This is a genomic window from Chitinimonas koreensis, assembly GCF_014353015.1.
In the GTDB taxonomy this organism is placed as follows: domain Bacteria; phylum Pseudomonadota; class Gammaproteobacteria; order Burkholderiales; family Chitinimonadaceae; genus Chitinimonas; species Chitinimonas koreensis.
This window is the reverse complement of the sequence record NZ_CP060704.1, coordinates 5353444-5371020: the sequence shown is the minus strand read 5'-3', so window position 1 is coordinate 5371020 and position 17577 is coordinate 5353444. Positions and strand designations below refer to the sequence as shown.

19 protein-coding genes are annotated in these 17577 nt (G+C 70.2%); 13 read left to right on the top strand and 6 right to left on the bottom strand.

Annotated features, from left to right (window positions below; genetic code table 11):
• Window positions 1-58 precede the first annotated feature (58 nt).
• The 3 genes from H9L41_RS22930 to H9L41_RS22920 all read left to right on the top strand — a co-directional run bounded on the left by H9L41_RS22930 (window position 59) and on the right by H9L41_RS22920 (window position 2588).
• Window positions 59-1156 carry a sensor histidine kinase gene (locus H9L41_RS22930; RefSeq protein ID WP_051319297.1) on the top strand — a complete coding sequence of 366 codons (1098 nt, stop codon included), beginning with the start codon at window positions 59-61 and terminating at the stop codon, window positions 1154-1156.
• 46 nt (window positions 1157-1202) lie between these two features.
• A complete protein-coding gene (locus H9L41_RS22925; protein WP_028447477.1) occupies window positions 1203-1961 on the top strand; it encodes a LytR/AlgR family response regulator transcription factor in 759 nt (252 codons plus the stop codon).
• A 168-nt stretch (window positions 1962-2129) separates the two neighbouring features.
• Complete coding sequence (locus H9L41_RS22920) at window positions 2130-2588, top strand: Hsp20 family protein (protein WP_028447478.1); 459 nt, start codon at window positions 2130-2132, stop codon at window positions 2586-2588.
• A 179-nt stretch (window positions 2589-2767) separates the two neighbouring features.
• Here the strand turns inward: H9L41_RS22920 and H9L41_RS22915 are convergent, their stop codons facing one another.
• Both H9L41_RS22915 and H9L41_RS22910 read right to left on the bottom strand, forming a co-directional pair.
• Entirely contained in the window at window positions 2768-3340 is a 573-nt protein-coding gene (locus H9L41_RS22915; protein WP_028447479.1) for an acyl-homoserine-lactone synthase, read from the bottom strand.
• A 128-nt stretch (window positions 3341-3468) separates the two neighbouring features.
• The gene (locus H9L41_RS22910) at window positions 3469-3915 is read right to left on the bottom strand and encodes a DUF4902 domain-containing protein (protein WP_211236915.1); all 447 of its coding nucleotides are present in this window, start codon (window positions 3913-3915) and stop codon (window positions 3469-3471) included.
• 278 nt (window positions 3916-4193) lie between these two features.
• On the opposite strand from H9L41_RS22910, the gene H9L41_RS22905 reads away from it, so the two are divergent.
• The 6 genes from H9L41_RS22905 (at window position 4194) to H9L41_RS22880 (ending at window position 10518) form a co-directional block, all read left to right on the top strand.
• Entirely contained in the window at window positions 4194-4910 is a 717-nt protein-coding gene (locus H9L41_RS22905) for an autoinducer binding domain-containing protein (RefSeq protein ID WP_028447480.1), read from the top strand.
• Window positions 4911-5085: 175 nt separating this feature from the next.
• Complete coding sequence (locus H9L41_RS22900; protein ID WP_028447481.1) at window positions 5086-5601, top strand: hypothetical protein; 516 nt, start codon at window positions 5086-5088, stop codon at window positions 5599-5601.
• Between the two features lie 228 nt (window positions 5602-5829).
• Window positions 5830-7197, top strand: a complete 1368-nt coding sequence (locus H9L41_RS22895) for a pyridoxal-phosphate dependent enzyme (RefSeq protein ID WP_034607749.1) — start codon at window positions 5830-5832, stop codon at window positions 7195-7197.
• 269 nt (window positions 7198-7466) lie between these two features.
• Window positions 7467-8618 carry a trans-sulfuration enzyme family protein gene (locus H9L41_RS22890; RefSeq protein ID WP_028447483.1) on the top strand — a complete coding sequence of 384 codons (1152 nt, stop codon included), beginning with the start codon at window positions 7467-7469 and terminating at the stop codon, window positions 8616-8618.
• 54 nt (window positions 8619-8672) lie between these two features.
• Window positions 8673-9458: a transporter substrate-binding domain-containing protein gene (locus H9L41_RS22885; RefSeq protein ID WP_028447484.1), complete on the top strand. Its 786-nt coding sequence runs from the start codon at window positions 8673-8675 to the stop codon at window positions 9456-9458.
• 403 nt (window positions 9459-9861) lie between these two features.
• Window positions 9862-10518: an amino acid ABC transporter permease gene (locus tag H9L41_RS22880; RefSeq protein ID WP_028447485.1), complete on the top strand. Its 657-nt coding sequence runs from the start codon at window positions 9862-9864 to the stop codon at window positions 10516-10518.
• Window positions 10519-10784: 266 nt separating this feature from the next.
• On the opposite strand, the gene aroG is transcribed toward H9L41_RS22880, so the two are convergent.
• Entirely contained in the window at window positions 10785-11843 is a 1059-nt protein-coding gene (gene aroG / locus H9L41_RS22875) for a 3-deoxy-7-phosphoheptulonate synthase AroG (protein WP_034607751.1), read from the bottom strand.
• 115 nt (window positions 11844-11958) lie between these two features.
• Here aroG and H9L41_RS22870 point away from each other — a divergent pair, with 115 nt between their 5' ends.
• On the top strand, window positions 11959-12168 hold the full coding sequence (locus H9L41_RS22870) for a hypothetical protein (RefSeq protein WP_028447487.1): 210 nt from the start codon (window positions 11959-11961) through the stop codon (window positions 12166-12168).
• 114 nt (window positions 12169-12282) lie between these two features.
• Here the strand turns inward: H9L41_RS22870 and dksA are convergent, their stop codons facing one another.
• A complete protein-coding gene (dksA, locus tag H9L41_RS22865; protein WP_028447488.1) occupies window positions 12283-12699 on the bottom strand; it encodes an RNA polymerase-binding protein DksA in 417 nt (138 codons plus the stop codon).
• A 185-nt stretch (window positions 12700-12884) separates the two neighbouring features.
• A complete protein-coding gene (locus tag H9L41_RS22860; protein WP_028447489.1) occupies window positions 12885-13190 on the bottom strand; it encodes a c-type cytochrome in 306 nt (101 codons plus the stop codon).
• A 182-nt stretch (window positions 13191-13372) separates the two neighbouring features.
• Here H9L41_RS22860 and H9L41_RS22855 point away from each other — a divergent pair, with 182 nt between their 5' ends.
• Window positions 13373-14269 (top strand): cell envelope integrity TolA family protein, encoded by an 897-nt coding sequence (locus H9L41_RS22855; protein ID WP_028447490.1) that lies wholly within the window; start codon window positions 13373-13375, stop codon window positions 14267-14269.
• 265 nt (window positions 14270-14534) lie between these two features.
• Here H9L41_RS22855 and H9L41_RS22850 read toward each other — a convergent pair whose 3' ends face one another.
• Window positions 14535-15968 (bottom strand): PAS domain-containing protein, encoded by a 1434-nt coding sequence (locus H9L41_RS22850; protein ID WP_028447491.1) that lies wholly within the window; start codon window positions 15966-15968, stop codon window positions 14535-14537.
• A 69-nt stretch (window positions 15969-16037) separates the two neighbouring features.
• On the opposite strand from H9L41_RS22850, the gene ruvC reads away from it, so the two are divergent.
• Together ruvC and ruvA are read left to right on the top strand one after the other, a co-directional pair.
• On the top strand, window positions 16038-16604 hold the full coding sequence (ruvC, locus tag H9L41_RS22845) for a crossover junction endodeoxyribonuclease RuvC (RefSeq protein ID WP_034607753.1): 567 nt from the start codon (window positions 16038-16040) through the stop codon (window positions 16602-16604).
• A gap of 284 nt (window positions 16605-16888) precedes the next feature.
• Window positions 16889-17488, top strand: a complete 600-nt coding sequence (ruvA, locus tag H9L41_RS22840) for a Holliday junction branch migration protein RuvA (protein WP_028447493.1) — start codon at window positions 16889-16891, stop codon at window positions 17486-17488.
• Window positions 17489-17577: the final 89 nt, after the last annotated feature.

The following is a 17577-nucleotide window of genomic DNA, read 5'->3' as shown; positions in this document are numbered from 1 at the left end:
AAGCTAGGCAGCGCCCGCCGTCCCGGCAACGCCATCCCGACCCGAACCGGACATCCGCTTGCCCAAGCCCGATTTCCTGCGCCTGAAACCGCCCGCCGGCGTCGGCTTCGACGACCGGCCGCTGATGGCCGTCGGCATTCCCGGCTTCGGCGTCTCGATCCCCTTCCTGACCGGGCTGTACGGCCCGCTGCGACCGGGCCAGGCAGCGTTCTGGCTCGGCTTCGGCTGGTTCGTCGCGCTGGCCGCCGCCATCTGGCTCGGCAACCGCTGGCTGCTGTTCAAGCAGCGCGAGCATTTCGACTGGTTCGGCAACCCGGTGCGCAAGCTCTCGATGCTGGTGGCGGCCAACGTGCTGTACACCGCGCCGCTGACGGTGGCCTGGCTGTACGGCTGGTACGCGCTGGCCGGCCTGCCGGCCGACGGCGCGGCGATCCGGGTGGTGGCGCTGACCAACGTCATCTGCGTGGTGTTCGTCACCCACGCCTACGAGACGGTGTTCCTGATCCGCGAGCGCGAGGCCGACCTCTTGCGCGTCGAGCGGCTCGAGCGCAGCCGCGCCGAGGCCGAGCTGGCCGGCCTCAAGGCCCAGGTCGATCCGCACTTCCTGTTCAACAGCCTCAATACCCTGGGCCACCTGATCCCGCATGCGCCCGAACGGGCGCGGGCCTTCTGCGACGGGCTGGCCGAGGTCTACCGCTACGTGCTGGCCAGCCGCGACCGCGACCTGGTGCTGCTGGACGAGGAGCTGGCCTTCGTCCGCACCTATTTCGACCTGCTGGCGCTGCGCTTCGGCGCGGCGATCCGGCTCGAACTCGACCCGGCGCTGGAGACCGAGGCCGGCCGCTGGCTGGTGCCGCCGCTGGCGCTGCAGACGCTGCTGGAGAACGCGGTCAAGCACAACCAGCTGGCCGAGGCCGCGCCGCTGGCCTTCCGGCTGGACTGGGCCGGCGGCGCGGTGCGGGCGGAGAACCCGGTGCGGCCGCGCCGCAGCCTGCGTCCCTCCTCGGGCCTGGGCCTGGCCAATCTCGACGAGCGCTGCCGGCTGGCGCTGGGGCGCGGCATCGCGGTCGAGCACGATGCCGCGGCGTTCCGGGTGGCGGTGCCGGTCGCGCTGCCGGGGCAGCGAGTCCCACCGGGCCGGGGCCGCCTACAATGACCGCGAAGCCGGCCGGCCCGCGGCCGGCGGCAAGCTCGGGAAAACCATGAGGCTCTTCATCGCCGAAGACGAACCGCCCGCGCGCGAGCGCCTGGTCGAGACCATCGGCCGGGTGGCGCCCGAGGCCCGGGTGGTCGGCTGGGCCGCCTCGGTCGGCGAGACGGCGGCCTGGCTCGGCTGCCACGACGCGCCCGACCTGCTGCTGCTCGACATCCAGCTGGCCGACGGCCTGTCGCTCGAGCTGTTCCGCGACGGCGGGCCGGCCTGCCCGGCCATCTTCACCACCGCCTACGACGAATTCGTGCTCGAGGCGCTGCGCGGCAACGCCATCGACTACCTGCTCAAGCCGATCGGCGACGCGGCGCTGGCGGCGGCCTTCGCCAAGTACGCGCGGCTGCGCCGCCACTTCTCGGCCGATTTCGGCCGCCTGCTGGCCAGCCTGGGCGGCGGTGCGAGCGCGAGCCGTCACCGCCAGCGGCTGGTGGTGCGCAAGGGCAGCGATTTCGTCACCGTGCCGGTCGAGCAGGCGGCCTATTTCATCTCGGCCGACAAGCTCACCTTCCTGGTCGGCTGCGACGGCGTGCGCTACCTGGTGGACCGGCCGCTGGCCGAGATCGAGGCCGAGCTCGACCCGGCGCATTTCTTCCGCGCCAACCGGCAGTACCTGGTGGCGGCCCGCGCCGTCGCCCGCTTCCGCCCGGTCGGCAAGGGCCGGCTCGAACTGGCGCTGGCGCCCAAGGCCGACGCGGCGGTGCTGGTCAGCCAGGAGCGTGCCGGGGCGTTCCGGTCGTGGATCGGGCAGTGAGCCGGCAAGCGCTTCGGCCGGGGGCTGCGGCGAGTCCGTTCGGCGGATGGCGCGGCTGCTGCGATGGGGGGTCTTGAAAAGCGGAACGGGGATCGCATCTTGTCCATGCGGGTGCTCGATGGAGGCCCGCAGACCAACCTTATCGCTTGATTTTCAAAGGATATGATCATGCACAGCTACGACTTCACCCCCCTCTACCGTTCCGCCATCGGCTACGACCGCCTGGCCCGGATGTTCGACGAAGCGCTGCGCAGCGATGCCCAGCCCAGCTACCCGCCCTACAACGTCGAGCTGCTGGCCGAAGACCAGTACCGCATCTCGATGGCGGTGGCCGGCTTCGAGCGCGCCGAGCTGGAGATCGAGACCGAGGGCGACACCCTGCGCGTCGCCGGCCGCAAGCAGCGCGCCGAGAACGCGCCCAAGTCGACCTTCCTGCACCGCGGCATCGCCACGCGCGATTTCGAGCACCGCTTCCGCCTGGCCGACCACGTCAAGGTGGTGGGCGCCTCGCTCGACAACGGCCTGCTCAACATCGCCCTGGTGCGCGAAGTGCCCGAGGCGCTGAAGCCGCGCAAGATCGCCATCGACGGCGACAACGTCCACCTGCTCGAGCGCCGCGTCGCCTGACGCAGCCGCCAGCAGCCAATGAAAAAGGCCGGGAGTTTCCCGGCCTTCTTCATATGCCGCGTTGGCGGCCACCGGCGCAGCCCGTAGGAGCGGCTTCAGCCGCGAACCGGTGCCGGTGCTCACCCGGCGCGTTCGCGGCTGAAGCCGCTCCTACATCGTTGTCCGCCCGGCCCGAGCGATCACGCCTCGCCCGGCTCGATCTCGATCCAGCAGGCGAACAGCGGATGGCCGTCGATCACCATCGGCGGGCCGGCGCGGTGGCTGCGCAGGCCGGTCTTGCGCAGCAGCCGCTCGACGCCGACCGGCGAGACGGTGATCAGCCGCTTGGCGCCGTAGCTCGCCGCGCAGGCGACCGCCTCGTGCAGCAGCGCCAGCGTGATGTCGGACGAGAACTGGCCGCGGCCGACCGCGCTCTGGCCGTTGAAGTCCACCGCGGCGAAGCGCGACAACTCCCACACTTCGGGCGTGCACGGCGGCGGCAGGCCGTTGAGCAGCTGCGGGAACACCTCGCCGAGCAGGTAGGGGCGGGTGGTCGGCAACAGCCGCGCGCAGCCGTTGATGCGCCGCTGCGCGTCGTGCGCCACCACGTAGACGGTGTCGTCGCGGTCGAACTGGTCGAGCTCGAGATCGAGCGCTTCGCGGGTCGGCATCTGCCAGCCCAGGAGCTCGATGAAGACCCGGTGGCGGTAGTTGGCGACCTGTTGGATGAAGTGGTCTGGAAATGCGCTGGATGGACCTGACAAAACGTTCATATCGCCCTCGTAAGCCGTTGCTTTAGTCGGGCGCTATTTAGCGGTCGCGTCGGGAATCCGGTAACTGTCAACCTTGTCAGGTCGGGCCCTGGCAGGTCTGCCAGTGGCGCGAATGCCCGCCCGGGAGGTCAGGCGCCGCGGGTGGCGTAGCGGGCGGCGATGGCGGCCGTCACGGTGTCCTGCCAGGGCCGCACGTCGACCAGCGCGGCCAGCAGCCGCTCGGTCAGGCCGGCGCCGAGGTCGGCGCCGTGGCGGTCGCACAGCATCACGTTGCTGCGCGGCGGGCCGGTCCGCACGCAGCACGGCTGGCCCTCGCGGCCGTCCAGCCGCCAGTCCCAGCCGAGGGTGATCGCCGGCGGGCCGGCGCCGATCCACTCGGTGTAGCCGCCGATGGCGCTGTGGACCGCGGCCTCGCCGCGCACGCCCTCGGCGGTATCGTCGAGGTCGGACAGCAGGTGCGCGAGCGGCAGCGCCAGCAGCGTCGGCAGGCGCAGGCGCACGTAGCCGTCGCTGCACAGGGCGATCGGCAGGCCGGCACGGGCGGCGGCTGCGGTGGGGAGGACAGGCTGTTTCAATATCATCGGCTGTCTCGGCGGCGCTCGGGTATGCGCGGCGGGGTAAGCGCGGCGGCGTTCTGGTGCTCGCGCTCGCGCGGGGGCAGCGAGCCGCGTGGATGCGGGCTGACTGTACTCATCGCCCGCCGGCGCGGGTAGTTGTAAAAGTTGACAGGGTCGTGACGGCGGGACGATCGGTCGGAAATGGCTCATCCTTTCGCCTTGCGGCGACGGCCCGACTCCGGTCCGCCGGCCGCCAGAGCGCCTCGAGGCGCCGGGATCGAGATTAGGAGGAATGCATGAGTCCCTGGCTGGAGGACCAGCTGCATACGCTGGACACGATGCAGAGCCCGCAGGCGCTGTTCGACCACCTGGCCCGCTCGGCCGCCGCGCTCGGCTTCGACTACTGCGCCTACGGCCTGCGCATGCCGCTGCCGCTGACCGCGCTGCGGATCGAGCTGATCAGCAACTATCCGCGCGCCTGGCAGTCGCGTTACGCCGCGTGCAACTATCTCGGGGTCGACCCGACGGTGCAGCACGGCGTACGCTCGCCTTTGCCGATCACCTGGTCCGACCGGGTGTTCGCCGATGCGGCCCCGCTGTGGGAGGACGCGCGCGCCTACGGCCTGCGCCACGGCTGGGCGCAGTCCAGCCGCGACGGCAGCGGCCTGGTCGGCATGCTGACGCTGGCGCGCTCGGCCGAGCCGATCGGCCCGAACGAGCTGCGCGACAAGGGCGCCAGGCTGTCGACGCTGGCCACGCTGGCCCATGCCGGCATGTCGCGCCAGCTGCGCGACCGCGTGCCGCCCGAGCGCGAGGCGCGGCTGTCCGGCCGCGAGATCGAGGTGCTGCGCTGGACCGCCGACGGCAAGACCTCGGGCGAGATCGCGCAGATCCTCGGCATCACCGAGCGGACGGTGAACTTCCACATCGGCAGCACGCTGGGCAAGCTCAACGCCGCCAACAAGACGGCGGCGGTGGTGAAGGCCGCGCTGCTGGGCCTGCTGGCGTTCTAGCCGGTCCCGTCCGTCGGCCGGGACGGCACTTTCGGCGCAGCGGCCTGCCCGATCAGCACGCTTCGGGCCGGCGGCAGGCGGAAAAATTAGCAAACCGCGATATGCTTGAGTCATCCAGCGGCCGGAATGGCCGCCAGCACGGGCCCGCAACGAAATGAACAGGTTTCCCTCTTCCATGCCGACCACCACCCACCTCGTCTGCGCACCCGACGACCTGCTCGCTCCGGCGGTCGTGACCGAATGGCTGGTCTCGGCCGGCAGCGAAGTGCAGGCCGACGTGCCGCTGGTGCGGCTGGCGGTGGCCGGCGAGGCCCAGCTGGTGCTGACGCCGATGGCCGGCGTGCTGACCGAGCACTGCGTGGCGATCGGCGAGCCGCTGGCGGCCAGCGACCTGTTGGCGATGATCGAGGCCGAGGAGCCGCAGTTCGGCCTGGCCCTGCTGCCGGCCGAGGATGCCGACGCCAACCTCGGCGTGGCGGCCTGCCGCCAGGGCTACGGCCCGGCCGCGCTGCGCCAGGCCGAGCCGCAGCTGGCCGATGCCGAGGCGCTGGCGCTGTGCGCCGCGCTGGGCCTGTCGCCCGACGAGGTGGTCGGCACCGGCGCGGTGCTGCGCCGCAGCGACGTCGAGCGCTTCGTGCGCGGCGAGCTGCGCGCGCTGGCCGCGATCCGCAGCCTGGTGCGCGGCGACTGAGCGGCCGCGCCCGACGGATCTCCATCCCCGGCCGTCACCGCCGCTAGCCCTTGCCGATCCGCGCATGGACGCGCTTCCCCGGCTTACGATTAAATTACGTATTCGAATTAACTGATTGCTCTTAATTCCTTTATGGAATTATGAGAACGGGTTTATCCTCGCTTCTGTCCTATGCCGGACGCCGACACGATCGGCGTGCGCGCTCCTATTTCCAGACGAGGCAAACCCGTGTCCTTCGACCCCCTGCTCGGCCTGATCGGCCAGACGCCGCTGATCCGTCTCACCCGGCTCGACACCGGCCCCTGCGAACTCTTCCTCAAGCTCGAGAACCAGAACCCCGGCGGGTCGATCAAGGACCGCATCGCGCTGACCATGATCGAGGCGGCCGAACGCGACGGCCGGTTGCAGCCGGGCGGCACCATCATCGAGGCGACCGCCGGCAATACCGGCCTGGGCCTGGCGCTGGTGGCGGCGCGCAAGGGCTACCAGCTCAAGCTGGTGGTGCCGGACAAGATGAGCCTGGAGAAGATCTTCCACCTCAAGGCGCTCGGCGCCGAGGTCGTCATCACCCGCTCCGACGTGGTCAAGGGCCATCCGCTCTACTACCAGGACTACGCCCGCCGCATCGCGCTGGAGACGCCCGGCGCCTTCTACATCGACCAGTTCAACAACCCGGCCAACCCGGCCGCGCACGAGCACGGCACCGGGCCGGAGATCTGGCAGCAGGTCGGCCACGATCTCGACGCGGTGGTGGTCGGCGTCGGCTCGAGCGGCACGCTGACCGGCCTGACGCGCTTCTTCAAGCGCGCCGCGCCCGAGGTCGAATTCGTGCTGGCCGACCCGGCCGGCTCGGTGCTGGCCGACTACGTCGAGACCGGCAGCTACGGCGAGGCCGGCTCCTGGCGCGTCGAGGGCATCGGCGAGGACTTCATCCCGCCGCTGGCCGATTTCAGCGCGGTGCACCGCGCCTACCGCATCCCGGACGACGAGAGCATCGCCACCGCGCGCCAGCTGCTTGAGGTCGAGGGCATCCTGGCCGGCTCGTCCAGCGGCGCGCTGGTGGCCGCCGCGCTGCGTTACTGCCGGGCCCAGACCGAGCCCAAGCGGGTGGTCAGCTTCGTCTGCGACAGCGGCAACAAGTACCTGTCCAAGCAGTTCAACGAGGGTTGGCTGATCGACCAGGGCCTGGTCAACCTGCCGCGCCACGGCGACCTGACCGACTTGATCACGCGCCGCCACGACCTCGGCGCCACCGTCACCTGCCGGCCCGACGAGACCCTGGCCGACGCCTACGCCCGCATGCGCCGCCACGACGTGTCGCAACTGCCGGTGATCGAGGGCGAGGCCGAGATCGTCGGCCTGATCGACGAATGGGACGTGCTGCTGGCGGTGCACGACGAGCCCGAGCACTTCCGCCTGCCGGTACGCCAGGCGATGAGCACCGAGCTGGAGACGCTGGCGCCCGGCGATTCGATCGAGAAGCTGCTGCGCACCTTCAACGACGGCCACGTCGCCATCGTGGTCGAGCGCGGCCGCTTCGTCGGCCTCATCACCCAGGCCGACCTGATCAATCACTGGCGGCAGCGCTGGAGATAGCCTAGTGCCTCGGGATGCGAACGTGATTGTCCTGCCTGCCGATCGGCACCCGGCGGAGCCGGGTGTTTGCGGTTCGTGCCGGGGCGACCAACGGCTATCCCTGATCGATCCCGACTCCCCCCGCCCTCGCCGCCGCGAGGGAGCCTCGCTGGCGCTCGTCAGCGCTTCCTGCAACCAGGGGGCGTAGCGGAACCGGCGCCATCGACGCAGGCTGAATCGCCCGAACTAGCCCGCTCGCCTGAGCATGCAACGACAAACAAGGACGGACCATGACCCGACACCTCGACACCCTCAGCGTCCACGCCGGCTACACGCCCGATGCCACCGGCGCGGTGATGCCGCCGATCTACCCCAGTTCGACCTATGCCCAGCGCGCGCCCGGCGAGCACTCGGGCTACGAGTACGCGCGCAGCGGCAATCCGACCCGCGGCGCCTTCGAGAAGGCGCTGGCCGAACTCGAGGGCGGCGCGGCCGGCTTCGCCTTCGCCTCGGGCCTCGCCGCCATGTCGACGGTGCTCGAACTGCTGGACGCCGGCAGCGAGATCGTCGCGGTCGACGACCTCTACGGCGGCGCCTGGCGCCTGTTCGAGCGGGTGCGCAACCGCACCGCCGGCCACACCGTGCGCTACGTGCCGGCGGCCGATGCCGCGGCCTTGCGCGAGGCCGTCACGCCGGCCACCAAGCTGGTGTGGATCGAGATCCCGACCAATCCGCTGTTGCACGTCGCCGACCTGGCCGCCGCGGTCGAGGCGGCCCATGCGGTCGGCGCGCTGGTGGCGGTCGACGCCACCTTCGCCACGCCCTACCTGCTGCGGCCGCTCGAATACGGCGTCGACATCGTGCTGCACTCGGTCACCAAGTACCTGAACGGCCACTCCGACGTGATCGGCGGCGCCGCCATCGTGCGCACGCCCGAGCTGGCCGAGCGGCTGGGCTACCTGCAGAACGCGGTCGGCGGCGTGCTCGACCCGTTCTCCAGCTTCCTCGCCCTGCGCGGCCTCAAGACCCTGCCGCTGCGCATGCAGCGCCACAGCGCCAACGCGCTGGTGCTGGCCGAGTGGCTCGAAGGCCGGGCCGGCGTCGAGGACGTGATCTATCCGGGCCTCGCCAGCCATCCGCAGCACGCCCTGGCCAGGCAGCAGTTCCTGCGCGGCTTCGGCGGCATCGTGTCGGTGCGCATCGCGTCCGACGAGGCCGGCGTGCGCCGCTTCTTGGCCGCGCTCGAGCTGTTCACGCTGGCCGAAAGCCTCGGCGGCGTCGAAAGCCTGGTCAACCTGCCGTGGGCGATGACCCACGCCTCGATCCCCGAGGCCGACCGCCTGCGCCGCGGCGTGACGCCGAACCTGCTGCGGCTGTCGGTCGGCGTCGAGCACGTCGACGATCTGCGCGCCGACCTCGAACGCGGCTTCGCCGCGCTGTGACCGTCTCCCCGCTCCACGCCCGATAACCAACGATAACGATCTGCGAGAACACCCATGAAACGACGCACCCTGCTGTCCTCCCTGCTGGCGGTGGCGCTGGCCGCCACCGCCAGCGCCGCCGACCTGCTCGACGCCGTCAAGCAGCGCGGCACGCTGCGCATCGCCGTCGAAGGCACCTACCCGCCGTTCAACTACAAGGAAGGCGGCAAGCTGACCGGCTTCGACGTCGAGATCGCCGAACTGCTGGCCGGCAAGCTCGGCGTCAAGCCCGAGTTCGTCACCACCGAATGGAGCGGCATCCTGGCCGGCCTGCAGGCGGGCAAGTACGACGTGATCGTCAACCAGGTGGCCGCCACCGACAAACGCCGCGAGGTGTTCGACTTCAGCCAGCCCTACGTCGTGTCGAGCGCGCAGCTGATCGTGCGCAAGGATGAAAAGCGCGCCTTCAAGGGCCTCGAAGACCTCAAGGGCCACGCCATCGGCGTGGGGCAGGGCAGCAACTACGCCGAGCTGGCCAGGTCGGTCGCCGGCGTCGAGGTGAAGACCTATCCGGGCGCGCCCGAATACCTGCAGGACCTGGCGCTGGGCCGCATCGACGCCGCGCTCAACGACAGCCTGCTGATTCCTTACCTGGTGAAGCAGACCAGGCTGCCGCTCAAGGGCGGTGCGCCGGTCGGCAAGGCCGAGAGCAACGCGATTCCCTATCCGAAGGGCAACCCGAAGTTCGGCGCCGCGCTGGACAAGGCGCTGGCCGACATCAAGGCCGACGGCTCCTTCCGCCGCGTCTCGGTCAAGTACTTCGAGCGCGACGTGAGCGTGGCGCCGGTGGCCCTGAAGTAATTACCGCGCGGACCCGCGTCGGCGCCGGGCGGCGCCACCTTTCCCCCCTTCATGGGGAAGGCCAGGGTGGGAATGGGGGCGGAGCGCGCAACCCCATCTCCCAGCCTGCGCCGGCCGCCCCGCGCCCCCTTGAAGGGGCGCGGCGATGCGGTCGCGTCTGCCGGTGCAGGGGCCATGCCAACCGTTGGCTACGCGACGCCCTCCCCTTTCAGGGAGGGCCGGGGTGGGGATGGGGTTGCCGGCACGTTCAGCCCCCTTCCATTCCCGACCGTTTCCAAGACGGTGCCGCGCGGCATGCGCCCGTGTTCGGCCGCGCTATCGCCGTGGTCCACCCGCCACGAAACCTCGCCGCCTCCCCGGCGACCTGCTTCAATAAGCCGCATCGCTCCAGCCGAGACGCGCCATGAACGATCTCCTCCCCCTGCTCGCCGAATCCCTGCCCATCATGCTGCGCGCGGCCGGCTGGACGCTGTGCTTCGCGCTGGCCGCCATGGTCGGCGGCCTGGCGGTCGGCGCGCTGGCGGCTTTGCCGCGGCTGCTCGGGCCGGCCTGGCTCGCGCGCGTCGCCGCGGTCTACGTCAGCGCCTTCCGCGGCACGCCGCTCCTGGTGCAGGTCTTCGTCATCTATTACGGCCTGCCGAGCATCGGCATCCAGTTCGACCCGCTGACGGCCGGCGTGCTGGCGCTGAGCCTCAACGTCGGCGCCTACCTGTCGGAAAGCCTGCGCGGCGCGGTCGAAGGCGTGCCGGCCGGCCAGTGGGCGGCCGCCTACAGCCTCGGCTTCGACCGGTTGCAGACGCTGCGCTGGATCGTCGCGCCGCAGGCGCTGCGGCTGGCGGTGCCGAGCCTCAGCAACAGCCTGATCAGCCTGGTCAAGGACACCTCGCTGGTGTCGGTGATCGCGGTGACCGAGCTGATGCTGGCGACCAAGGAACTGATCTCGACCAGCTTCCGCCCGCTGCCGCTCTACCTGGCCGCCGCCGCGATCTACTGGCTGATGAGCTTCCTGCTCGAACGCGGCCAGCGCCGGCTCGAGCGCAAGCTGGCCCTGCGAGCCTGAACCACCGGGGGATCGCCCGTAAGCGCCCCTGTAGGAGCGGCTTCAGCCGCGAACCGGCGAAGCCGGCATCGGGCATCGGGCATCGGGCATCGGGCATCGGGTATCGGGTATCGGGTATCCGGTATTCGCCATTCGCCATTCGCGGCTGAAGCCGCTCCTACGCGCGCATCGCCGTGCAGCATGTCTACGCGCGCGCATCGCGAACGGCACCCATGAAAAAACGCCGCATCGAGCGGCGTCTTTCATGGGTGCGGCGGTCGGCCGCTTCAGCGCTTGCTGCGCCGCTCGGCCACCGCGGCGGCCAGCGTCTGCAGCACCTTCACGCTGTCGTCCCAGCCCAGGCAGGCATCGGTGATCGAGCAGCCGTACTGCAGCGGCTTGCCTTCGATCAGGTCCTGGCGGCCTTCGTGGATATGGCTTTCCACCATCACGCCGAACACCGCCTGGCTGCCGCCGGCGATCTGCGCCGCGACGTCCTCGGCCACCGCGATCTGGCGGCGGAAGTCCTTGCTCGAATTGGCGTGGCTGAAGTCGACCATCACCTTCTCGGGCAGGCCTGCGCCGGCCAGGTCCTTGACCGCGCCGGCGACGTGCTCGGCCCCGTAGTTGGGCGTCTTGCCGCCGCGCAGGATCACGTGGCAATCGGGGTTGCCGCCGGTGGCGACGATGGCCGAGTGGCCGAACTTGGTCACCGACAGGAAGTGGTGCGGCACGCTGGCGGCGCGGATCGCGTCGATGGCGATCTTCAGGTTGCCGTCGGTGCCGTTCTTGAAGCCGACCGGGCACGACAGGCCGGAAGCCAGCTCGCGGTGCACCTGCGACTCGGTGGTGCGCGCGCCGATGGCGCCCCAGCTGATCAGGTCGGCGAAATACTGCGGCGTGATCATGTCGAGGAATTCGGTCGCCGCCGGCACGCCCATGTCGTTCAGGTCGAGCAGCAGCTTGCGCGCCAGCCGCAGGCCGTTGTTGATGTCGAAGCTGCCGTCGAGGTGCGGATCGTTGATCAGGCCCTTCCAGCCCACCGTGGTGCGCGGCTTCTCGAAATAGACGCGCATCACGATCAGGAGGTCGCGGGCGAACTCCTCGTGCAGCGCCAGGAGGCGCCGGCCATAATCGAGCGCCGCTTCGGGGTCGTGGATCGAGCACGGGCCGATCACCACCAGGAGGCGATCGTCCTCGTCGGCGAGGATGCGATGGATCGCCTGGCGCGCCTGGAAGGTGGTGGTGGTGGCGACTTCCGTCACCGGGTACTTCTCCAGCGCCGCGATCGGCGGGAGCAGCTCCTTGATTTCCTTGATGCGGACGTCGTCGGTCTTGAACAGCATGGCGGCGCAGACGGTTGGGGATCGGGCCGACTAGGGTAGCCACAGCCCGGAAGCGGCGCAAATAACTTTGTTCGCGGCGCCAAGCCTGGCGCCGCATATGGCGGGAGAACGAGCAATGCGGCGCTGGCTGGCTTGGATCGTGACGTCGGCCGCGGCCGTTCTGGCCGCGCTGGCGGCCTATAGCCTGGCCACGACCGCCTGGTACCAATGGCGCTACGGCGGCGACGCGCTCGGCCCGGCCGGGTCGCGGATGGCCGTGCAGGCCGGCCTGCTGCTGGCGGCGCTGGCGGCGGTGCGCCTGCTGCGGCACTGGCGCCGGCGCTAGAAAGCACCGGTCGCCGGTCCCGGAAAAGCAAAACCGCCGGCGTGCGGCCGGCGGTCGGGCGGGAGCGATCCGGCGGGAGGCCGGCTCGGTCCGGGGTGTTGCGGTGCTGCCGACTCAGTCGGCGTACTGCTTCTTCAGCCGCTCGCGGCGTTCCTGCGCCTCGATGGTGAGCGAAGCGGTCGGCCGGGCCACCAGCCGCGCGAGGCCGATCGGCTCGCCGGTGTCGTCGCAGTAGCCATAGTTGCCTTCGTCGATCTTGCGGACGGTCGAATCGATCTTCAGCAACAGCTTGCGCTCGCGATCGCGGGTGCGCAGCTCCAGCGCGTACTCTTCTTCGAGCGTGGCGCGGTCGGCCGGGTCGGGCGTGGCTTCCTGCTCTTGCAGGTGCTGGCTGGTCGCGTTGGCGTTGGCGAGCAACTCGGCCTTCATGTCCAGCAGGCGCTGACGAAAGAACGCGAGGTGATCCTCGTTCATGTAATCGTCGCCTTGCCAGTTGAGGATTTCTTCCTCAGTCAGGAGCTTCTTGGCCATGGTGCTACTTCTCCAGCTGGGTTGACGGCGTCCCGGCGGGCCGGGACAGAACCAATTCGGATGCGGGGCGCGAGCTTAACGGGCTGCATCCACCGTTGCAACCATGATTGTTCGGCCGGCGAAGGCGAAGGTTCCGCGGCCGACGGATGGGCGGATCGCGGCTGCGGACCCGGCCCCGTCCGATGTCATTTCTGCGCCAATATCCATTGGACGATCAGTTTGAGGTCGGCATCGCCGATTTGTTGCGCCGGCATCGGAATCTGGCCCCAGGCGCCGACGGTGCCCTGCTTCACCTTGGCGGCCAGCTTGGCCTCGGCGGTCTTGTCGTTGCGGTACTTGGCGGCCACGTCCTTGTAGGCCGGCCCGACCACTTTCTTGTCGACCTGGTGGCAGGCCAGGCAGTTGTACTTGGCGGCCAGGGCCAGGCCGTCCGGCGCGGCCTGGGCCAGCAACGGCGCGCAGAGGAGGGCGGCGGCGAGCAATCGTTTCATTCGGGGGATCTCCAGCGAAGGCCGCTCGGGCGGCGGGAAGCGTCGGTTCGGGCGGGGGCTTCTCGGCTTCGTTCCCGCGCGATCGGTCGATGATGTTAGACCCGGCCCAGAGGGCGCGCAATTCGCTGATGACGCTGTGCTACACTGCCGCGCGATTTGCCCGCCAGAACACCGCCCGACGCATGCCCACCGTTGCCCTCGACAGCCCGCCCGCCGACAACCGACTGTTCACCTTCACCGTAGGGTTGTCGCTGTTCGTCCATGTCCTGGCGATCGGGCTGGTGAAGTTTTCGCCGGTCGATCCGCGCACGCTGTTCAACCGCATGCCGCTCGACATCGTGCTGGTGAATGCGCGCTCGGTGCGTGCGCCGGTCAAGCCCGACGTGCTGGCCCAGGCCAATCTCGACGGCGGCGGCAATACCGACGAGAACCGCCGCATCAAGACGCCGCTGCCGGCCCAGCAGGTCGAGGACCCGAGCCCGGAACTGGCGCTGGCGGCCAAGCGGCAGGCCGAGAACGAGAGCCAGCAGCGCAAGCTGCTGTCCGACCTGCGCGACGCGCCCAGGATCGCCGCCACCGAGGTGCGCAAGACCCAGGTCGCGGCGCAGACCGGCATCGACGTCGATGCGATGCGCCAGCAGGCCAGCGAGATCGCGCGGCTCGAAGGCGAGATCGCGCGCGAGGTCGACGCCTACCAGAAGCGCCCGCGCACCGCCACGGTGGGGGCCCGCGCCAAGAGCGCGGTCGAGGCGCAGTACGTCGACGACTGGCGGATCAAGATCGAGCGCGTCGGCAATCTCAACTACCCGACCAATGCGCGCGGCGACCGGCTCTACGGCAAGCTGCTGGTGACGGTCGAGATCAACCTCGACGGCACCCTGCGCAGCGTGTCGTTCAACCGCTGCACCGGCTGCAGCACCGACACGGCGCTCGAGCAGGCGACCACCCGCATCGTGCGCATGTCCTCGCCCTACGCCCGGCTGCCGGCCGGCATCCTCGACAACGTCGGCAAGCCGGCCGACATCCTGTCGATCACGCGGACCTGGACCTTCAGCCGCGGCGATACCCAGATCAACTGATCGGCCGCTGTTGCGTTCCACTGAGCGCTGCGCATGCAGCGCGAGCCCGTAGGAGCGGCTTCAGCCGCGAATTGCCGGACTTCCACTCCATTTCCGAACGTCTGCGCCACGGCCGCCATTCGCGGCTGAAGCCGCTCCTGCACGTGCCTCGCATGCGCCGGTCGGCCATGAATTCGGTATGGCGGCCCGCCGGTACGGTCGCGCGCGCTGGACCGGATTGACCGCGGGTGATGGGGAAATGGGCGAAACGGAGCGGACGGCGGGCTCAATGGCCCTTGTTGTCCGGCAGGTCGCGTTGCGCGCCGGCCTTGAGGAACTCGTGGGTCGCGCTGGCCAGCCGGTGGGCCTGTTCGATCGCGCGCTTCAGGTGCGGCAGCGCGCGGCTCACTTCGGCCGGGTTGCGTTCGAGGATCTGCACGATCTGGCGCAACTGGTCCAGCGGCGGCAACAGGCCGGCGCTGACGTTCTCCAGCAGCTTCTCCTGCAGCAGCTTGTCGGCCTCGAGCGTTTCCTTGTCGCGCTTGTGGCGCTGCTCCTTGAGCTTCCACGGCGCGATGTCCTGGCCGATCAGGCTGTAGCCCTTGAGCGCGCCGCTGCGCTTGTGCGCCAGCAGGGTCAGCATCACCGGCAGGTTGCGGCCGTCGCGGCTGACCAGCGCCAGCTCGCCCTGCCACACGCCGTCGCGGGTGGCCATCGGCACGCAGGTCTGCAGGAAATGCGGCTGGGCCCAGGCCGGTACCAGGTCGGTGACGAAGAAGTCGCGCACCGCCTCGTTCGCCACGCCGATCAGCGCGCGGCCGGCCGGGTTGAGCGCATGCAGCTGGCCGGCCGGGTCGGCGTAGGCGACGATGTCGCGGCTGCGTTCGATCAGCTCGCTGGCCAGGGTCTGCCGCTCGAGCTCGCGGTGGCGGCTGTCGATGTCGCGCAGCACGGTGAGCAGGCAGGGCCGGCCCAGGTGGACCAGCGGGCTGCTGACCGCCTCGACCCAGCGCGGCTCGCCCACCCGCGGCGTCACCAGCCAGTCGTAGCGCTGCACCTGGCCGCGCCGCACCGCGTCGAGATAGGGCGTCTCGGCGCGTACGTCGAAACCTTCGGTGCGCGCCGAGAAATCGGCCAGCCGCTGGCGCAGCAGTTCGGCGCGGCTGCAGGCCAGCAGCGCCAGCGCGGCGGTATTGGCGTCGACCACGTCGAGCGTGGCGGCGTCGCGCACCAGCAGCGCGTCGCCGCAGGCGCTGAACACCGCGTTGCCGATCTCGTGCCGCGGCGCCGCCGGAGCCGGCGGCAGGCAGGGCGACACCACGCAGTCGATGCGCACCGGCACGCCGGCCTCGTTGGCCGCGATGCGGCAGCGCTGGCGAACCCAGCTGATGTCGCCGTCGCTGGCGACCAGCCGGTAGGTGAATTCGATCTCGCTGCCCGGCATGTCGCGCAGCTTGTCCAGGCCGAGCCAGACCGCGGGCTTGTCTTCGGGATGGATCGCCTCGAGCCAGAAGTTCGGGTGATCGGCCAGCACGCCGACCGGCTCGCCGTACAGCTCGCTGGCCGAATGCGACAGGTGCAGCAACCGGTCGCGCCCCAGCGTGAGCGCGAACGCCACCGTCCTGAGTCCGGCCAGGATGGCGTTGCCCTGCTTGAAGCCGTCGATCATGGCTTCGTTGCTGAGGCTGGGGTTGCTGGGGAAATACTTCCGGACGATCACGATGACTTGACGAGGTAAATCAGCAATGAACGATATAATCGGCAGGATAGCACCGGAACTTGAATTCCAATGAGAAGTAACGATGACCAAGGCGCGCCAAGCGTCGGCGCGGCGGGCCTGCGCATCCTCGGGATCGACCCCGGCCTGCGCACCACCGGCTTCGGCGTGATCGACGTGGCGGGGCAGGCGCGCACCTATGTCGCCAGCGGCTGCATCCGCTCGGGCGAGGGCTCGCTGCCCGAGCGGCTGCGCGTGCTGCTCGACGGCATCGCCCAGGTCTGCGCGCTGCACCGGCCCGATGTGGCGGCGATCGAACAGGTGTTCGTCAACGTCAATCCGCAGTCGACGCTGCTGCTGGGCCAGGCGCGCGGCGCGGCGATCTCGGCGCTGGTGCTGGCCGACCTGCCGGTCAGCGAATACACCGCGCTGCAGGTCAAGCAGGCGGTGGTCGGCAACGGCCACGCCGCCAAGGAGCAGGTCAGCCACATGGTGCAGCGGCTGCTCAAGCTCAATGGCGAGCCGCAGTCCGATGCGGCCGATGCGCTGGCCTGCGCGCTGACCCATGCCAACCATGCCACCGGCGGCCTCGGCCGCGCCGGTATCCAGTCGCGCCGGGGCCGTTGGACGCGTCTTTGAGGGCTCGACCGGTCGTGCAGGCGCCCGGCGCAGCCGTGCGCTCGGCGTCACCGCAGACTCGACCCGCGGCGCTCCCCCGGTTCGATCCCTATTCCCCGTCCTCGCCGTCGCGAGGTCGCCTCGCTTCGCGCGTGGCTGCAGCGCGCTTTCGGCGGGTACGGCACGCTCGGGCGTACCATCCGGGCCCGCATGGCCGCCTCACTCCCGCGATGCTTGCCGCGCGGCAGCCGTGTATCGTTCGCGCCTCGTCCCCGTCGCAGTGCACCCCGCCAGGAATCCCTCCCATGATCGGCAAACTCACCGGCACCCTGCTGGAAAAGCACCCCCCGCAAATCCTGCTCGACGTCCACGGCGTCGGCTACGAGCTCGACGTGCCGATGTCGACGCTCTACCTGCTGCCGCACGCCGGCGAGAAGACCGCGCTCTACACCCACTTCGTGGTGCGCGAGGATGCCCAGCTGCTGTTCGGCTTCGCCAGCCGCATCGAGCGCGAGACCTTCCGCCAGCTGATCAAGGTGTCCGGCATCGGCCCCAAGATCGCGCTGGCGGTGCTGTCGGGCCTGACCGCCGACGAGCTGGCCGCGGTGGTCGAGCGCGAGGACGCGGCACGGCTGGCGCGGGTGCCCGGCATCGGCAAGAAGACCGCCGAGCGGCTGATCCTCGAACTGCGCGGCAAGCTGGCCGGCACCACGCCGCTGCTGACCCGGCCCGGCGCCGCGCCGGTGCCGGCCAAGCCGGCCATCCCGCGCGACGACGTGGTCAACGCGCTGCTGGCGCTGGGCTACAACGAGCGCGAGGCGGCGGCCGCGGTGAAACCGCTGGCCGAGGACGTCGACATCAACGAAGGCATCCGGCTGGCGCTGCGCTCGCTCGCCAAGGGCTGATGCCGCCGGGCAGGGCGCGGGCCGGCGGGCGGCCGCATGCCTTTGTCCTTTATAATGATGGCCTTTGCCGTCCACAGGCCGCAGGCCCG

Bases quoted from the DNA above. Each gene is read 5' to 3' on its own strand.
- H9L41_RS22885 (WP_028447484.1), top strand. From the start codon at position 8,673: ATGAAACGACGCACCCTGCTGTCCTCCCTGCTGGCGGTGGCGCTGGCC.
- H9L41_RS22860 (WP_028447489.1), bottom strand. From the start codon at position 13,190: ATGAAACGATTGCTCGCCGCCGCCCTCCTCTGCGCGCCGTTGCTGGCC.
- H9L41_RS22890 (WP_028447483.1), top strand. From the start codon at position 7,467: ATGACCCGACACCTCGACACCCTCAGCGTCCACGCCGGCTACACGCCC.
- H9L41_RS22915 (WP_028447479.1), bottom strand. From the start codon at position 3,340: ATGAACGTTTTGTCAGGTCCATCCAGCGCATTTCCAGACCACTTCATC.
- H9L41_RS22880 (WP_028447485.1), top strand. From the start codon at position 9,862: ATGAACGATCTCCTCCCCCTGCTCGCCGAATCCCTGCCCATCATGCTG.
- dksA (WP_028447488.1), bottom strand. From the start codon at position 12,699: ATGGCCAAGAAGCTCCTGACTGAGGAAGAAATCCTCAACTGGCAAGGC.
- aroG (WP_034607751.1), bottom strand. From the start codon at position 11,843: ATGCTGTTCAAGACCGACGACGTCCGCATCAAGGAAATCAAGGAGCTG.
- ruvC (WP_034607753.1), top strand. From the start codon at position 16,038: ATGAGAAGTAACGATGACCAAGGCGCGCCAAGCGTCGGCGCGGCGGGC.
- H9L41_RS22870 (WP_028447487.1), top strand. From the start codon at position 11,959: ATGCGGCGCTGGCTGGCTTGGATCGTGACGTCGGCCGCGGCCGTTCTG.
- H9L41_RS22925 (WP_028447477.1), top strand. From the start codon at position 1,203: ATGAGGCTCTTCATCGCCGAAGACGAACCGCCCGCGCGCGAGCGCCTG.
- ruvA (WP_028447493.1), top strand. From the start codon at position 16,889: ATGATCGGCAAACTCACCGGCACCCTGCTGGAAAAGCACCCCCCGCAA.
- H9L41_RS22900 (WP_028447481.1), top strand. From the start codon at position 5,086: ATGCCGACCACCACCCACCTCGTCTGCGCACCCGACGACCTGCTCGCT.
- H9L41_RS22905 (WP_028447480.1), top strand. From the start codon at position 4,194: ATGAGTCCCTGGCTGGAGGACCAGCTGCATACGCTGGACACGATGCAG.
- H9L41_RS22920 (WP_028447478.1), top strand. From the start codon at position 2,130: ATGCACAGCTACGACTTCACCCCCCTCTACCGTTCCGCCATCGGCTAC.
- H9L41_RS22855 (WP_028447490.1), top strand. From the start codon at position 13,373: ATGCCCACCGTTGCCCTCGACAGCCCGCCCGCCGACAACCGACTGTTC.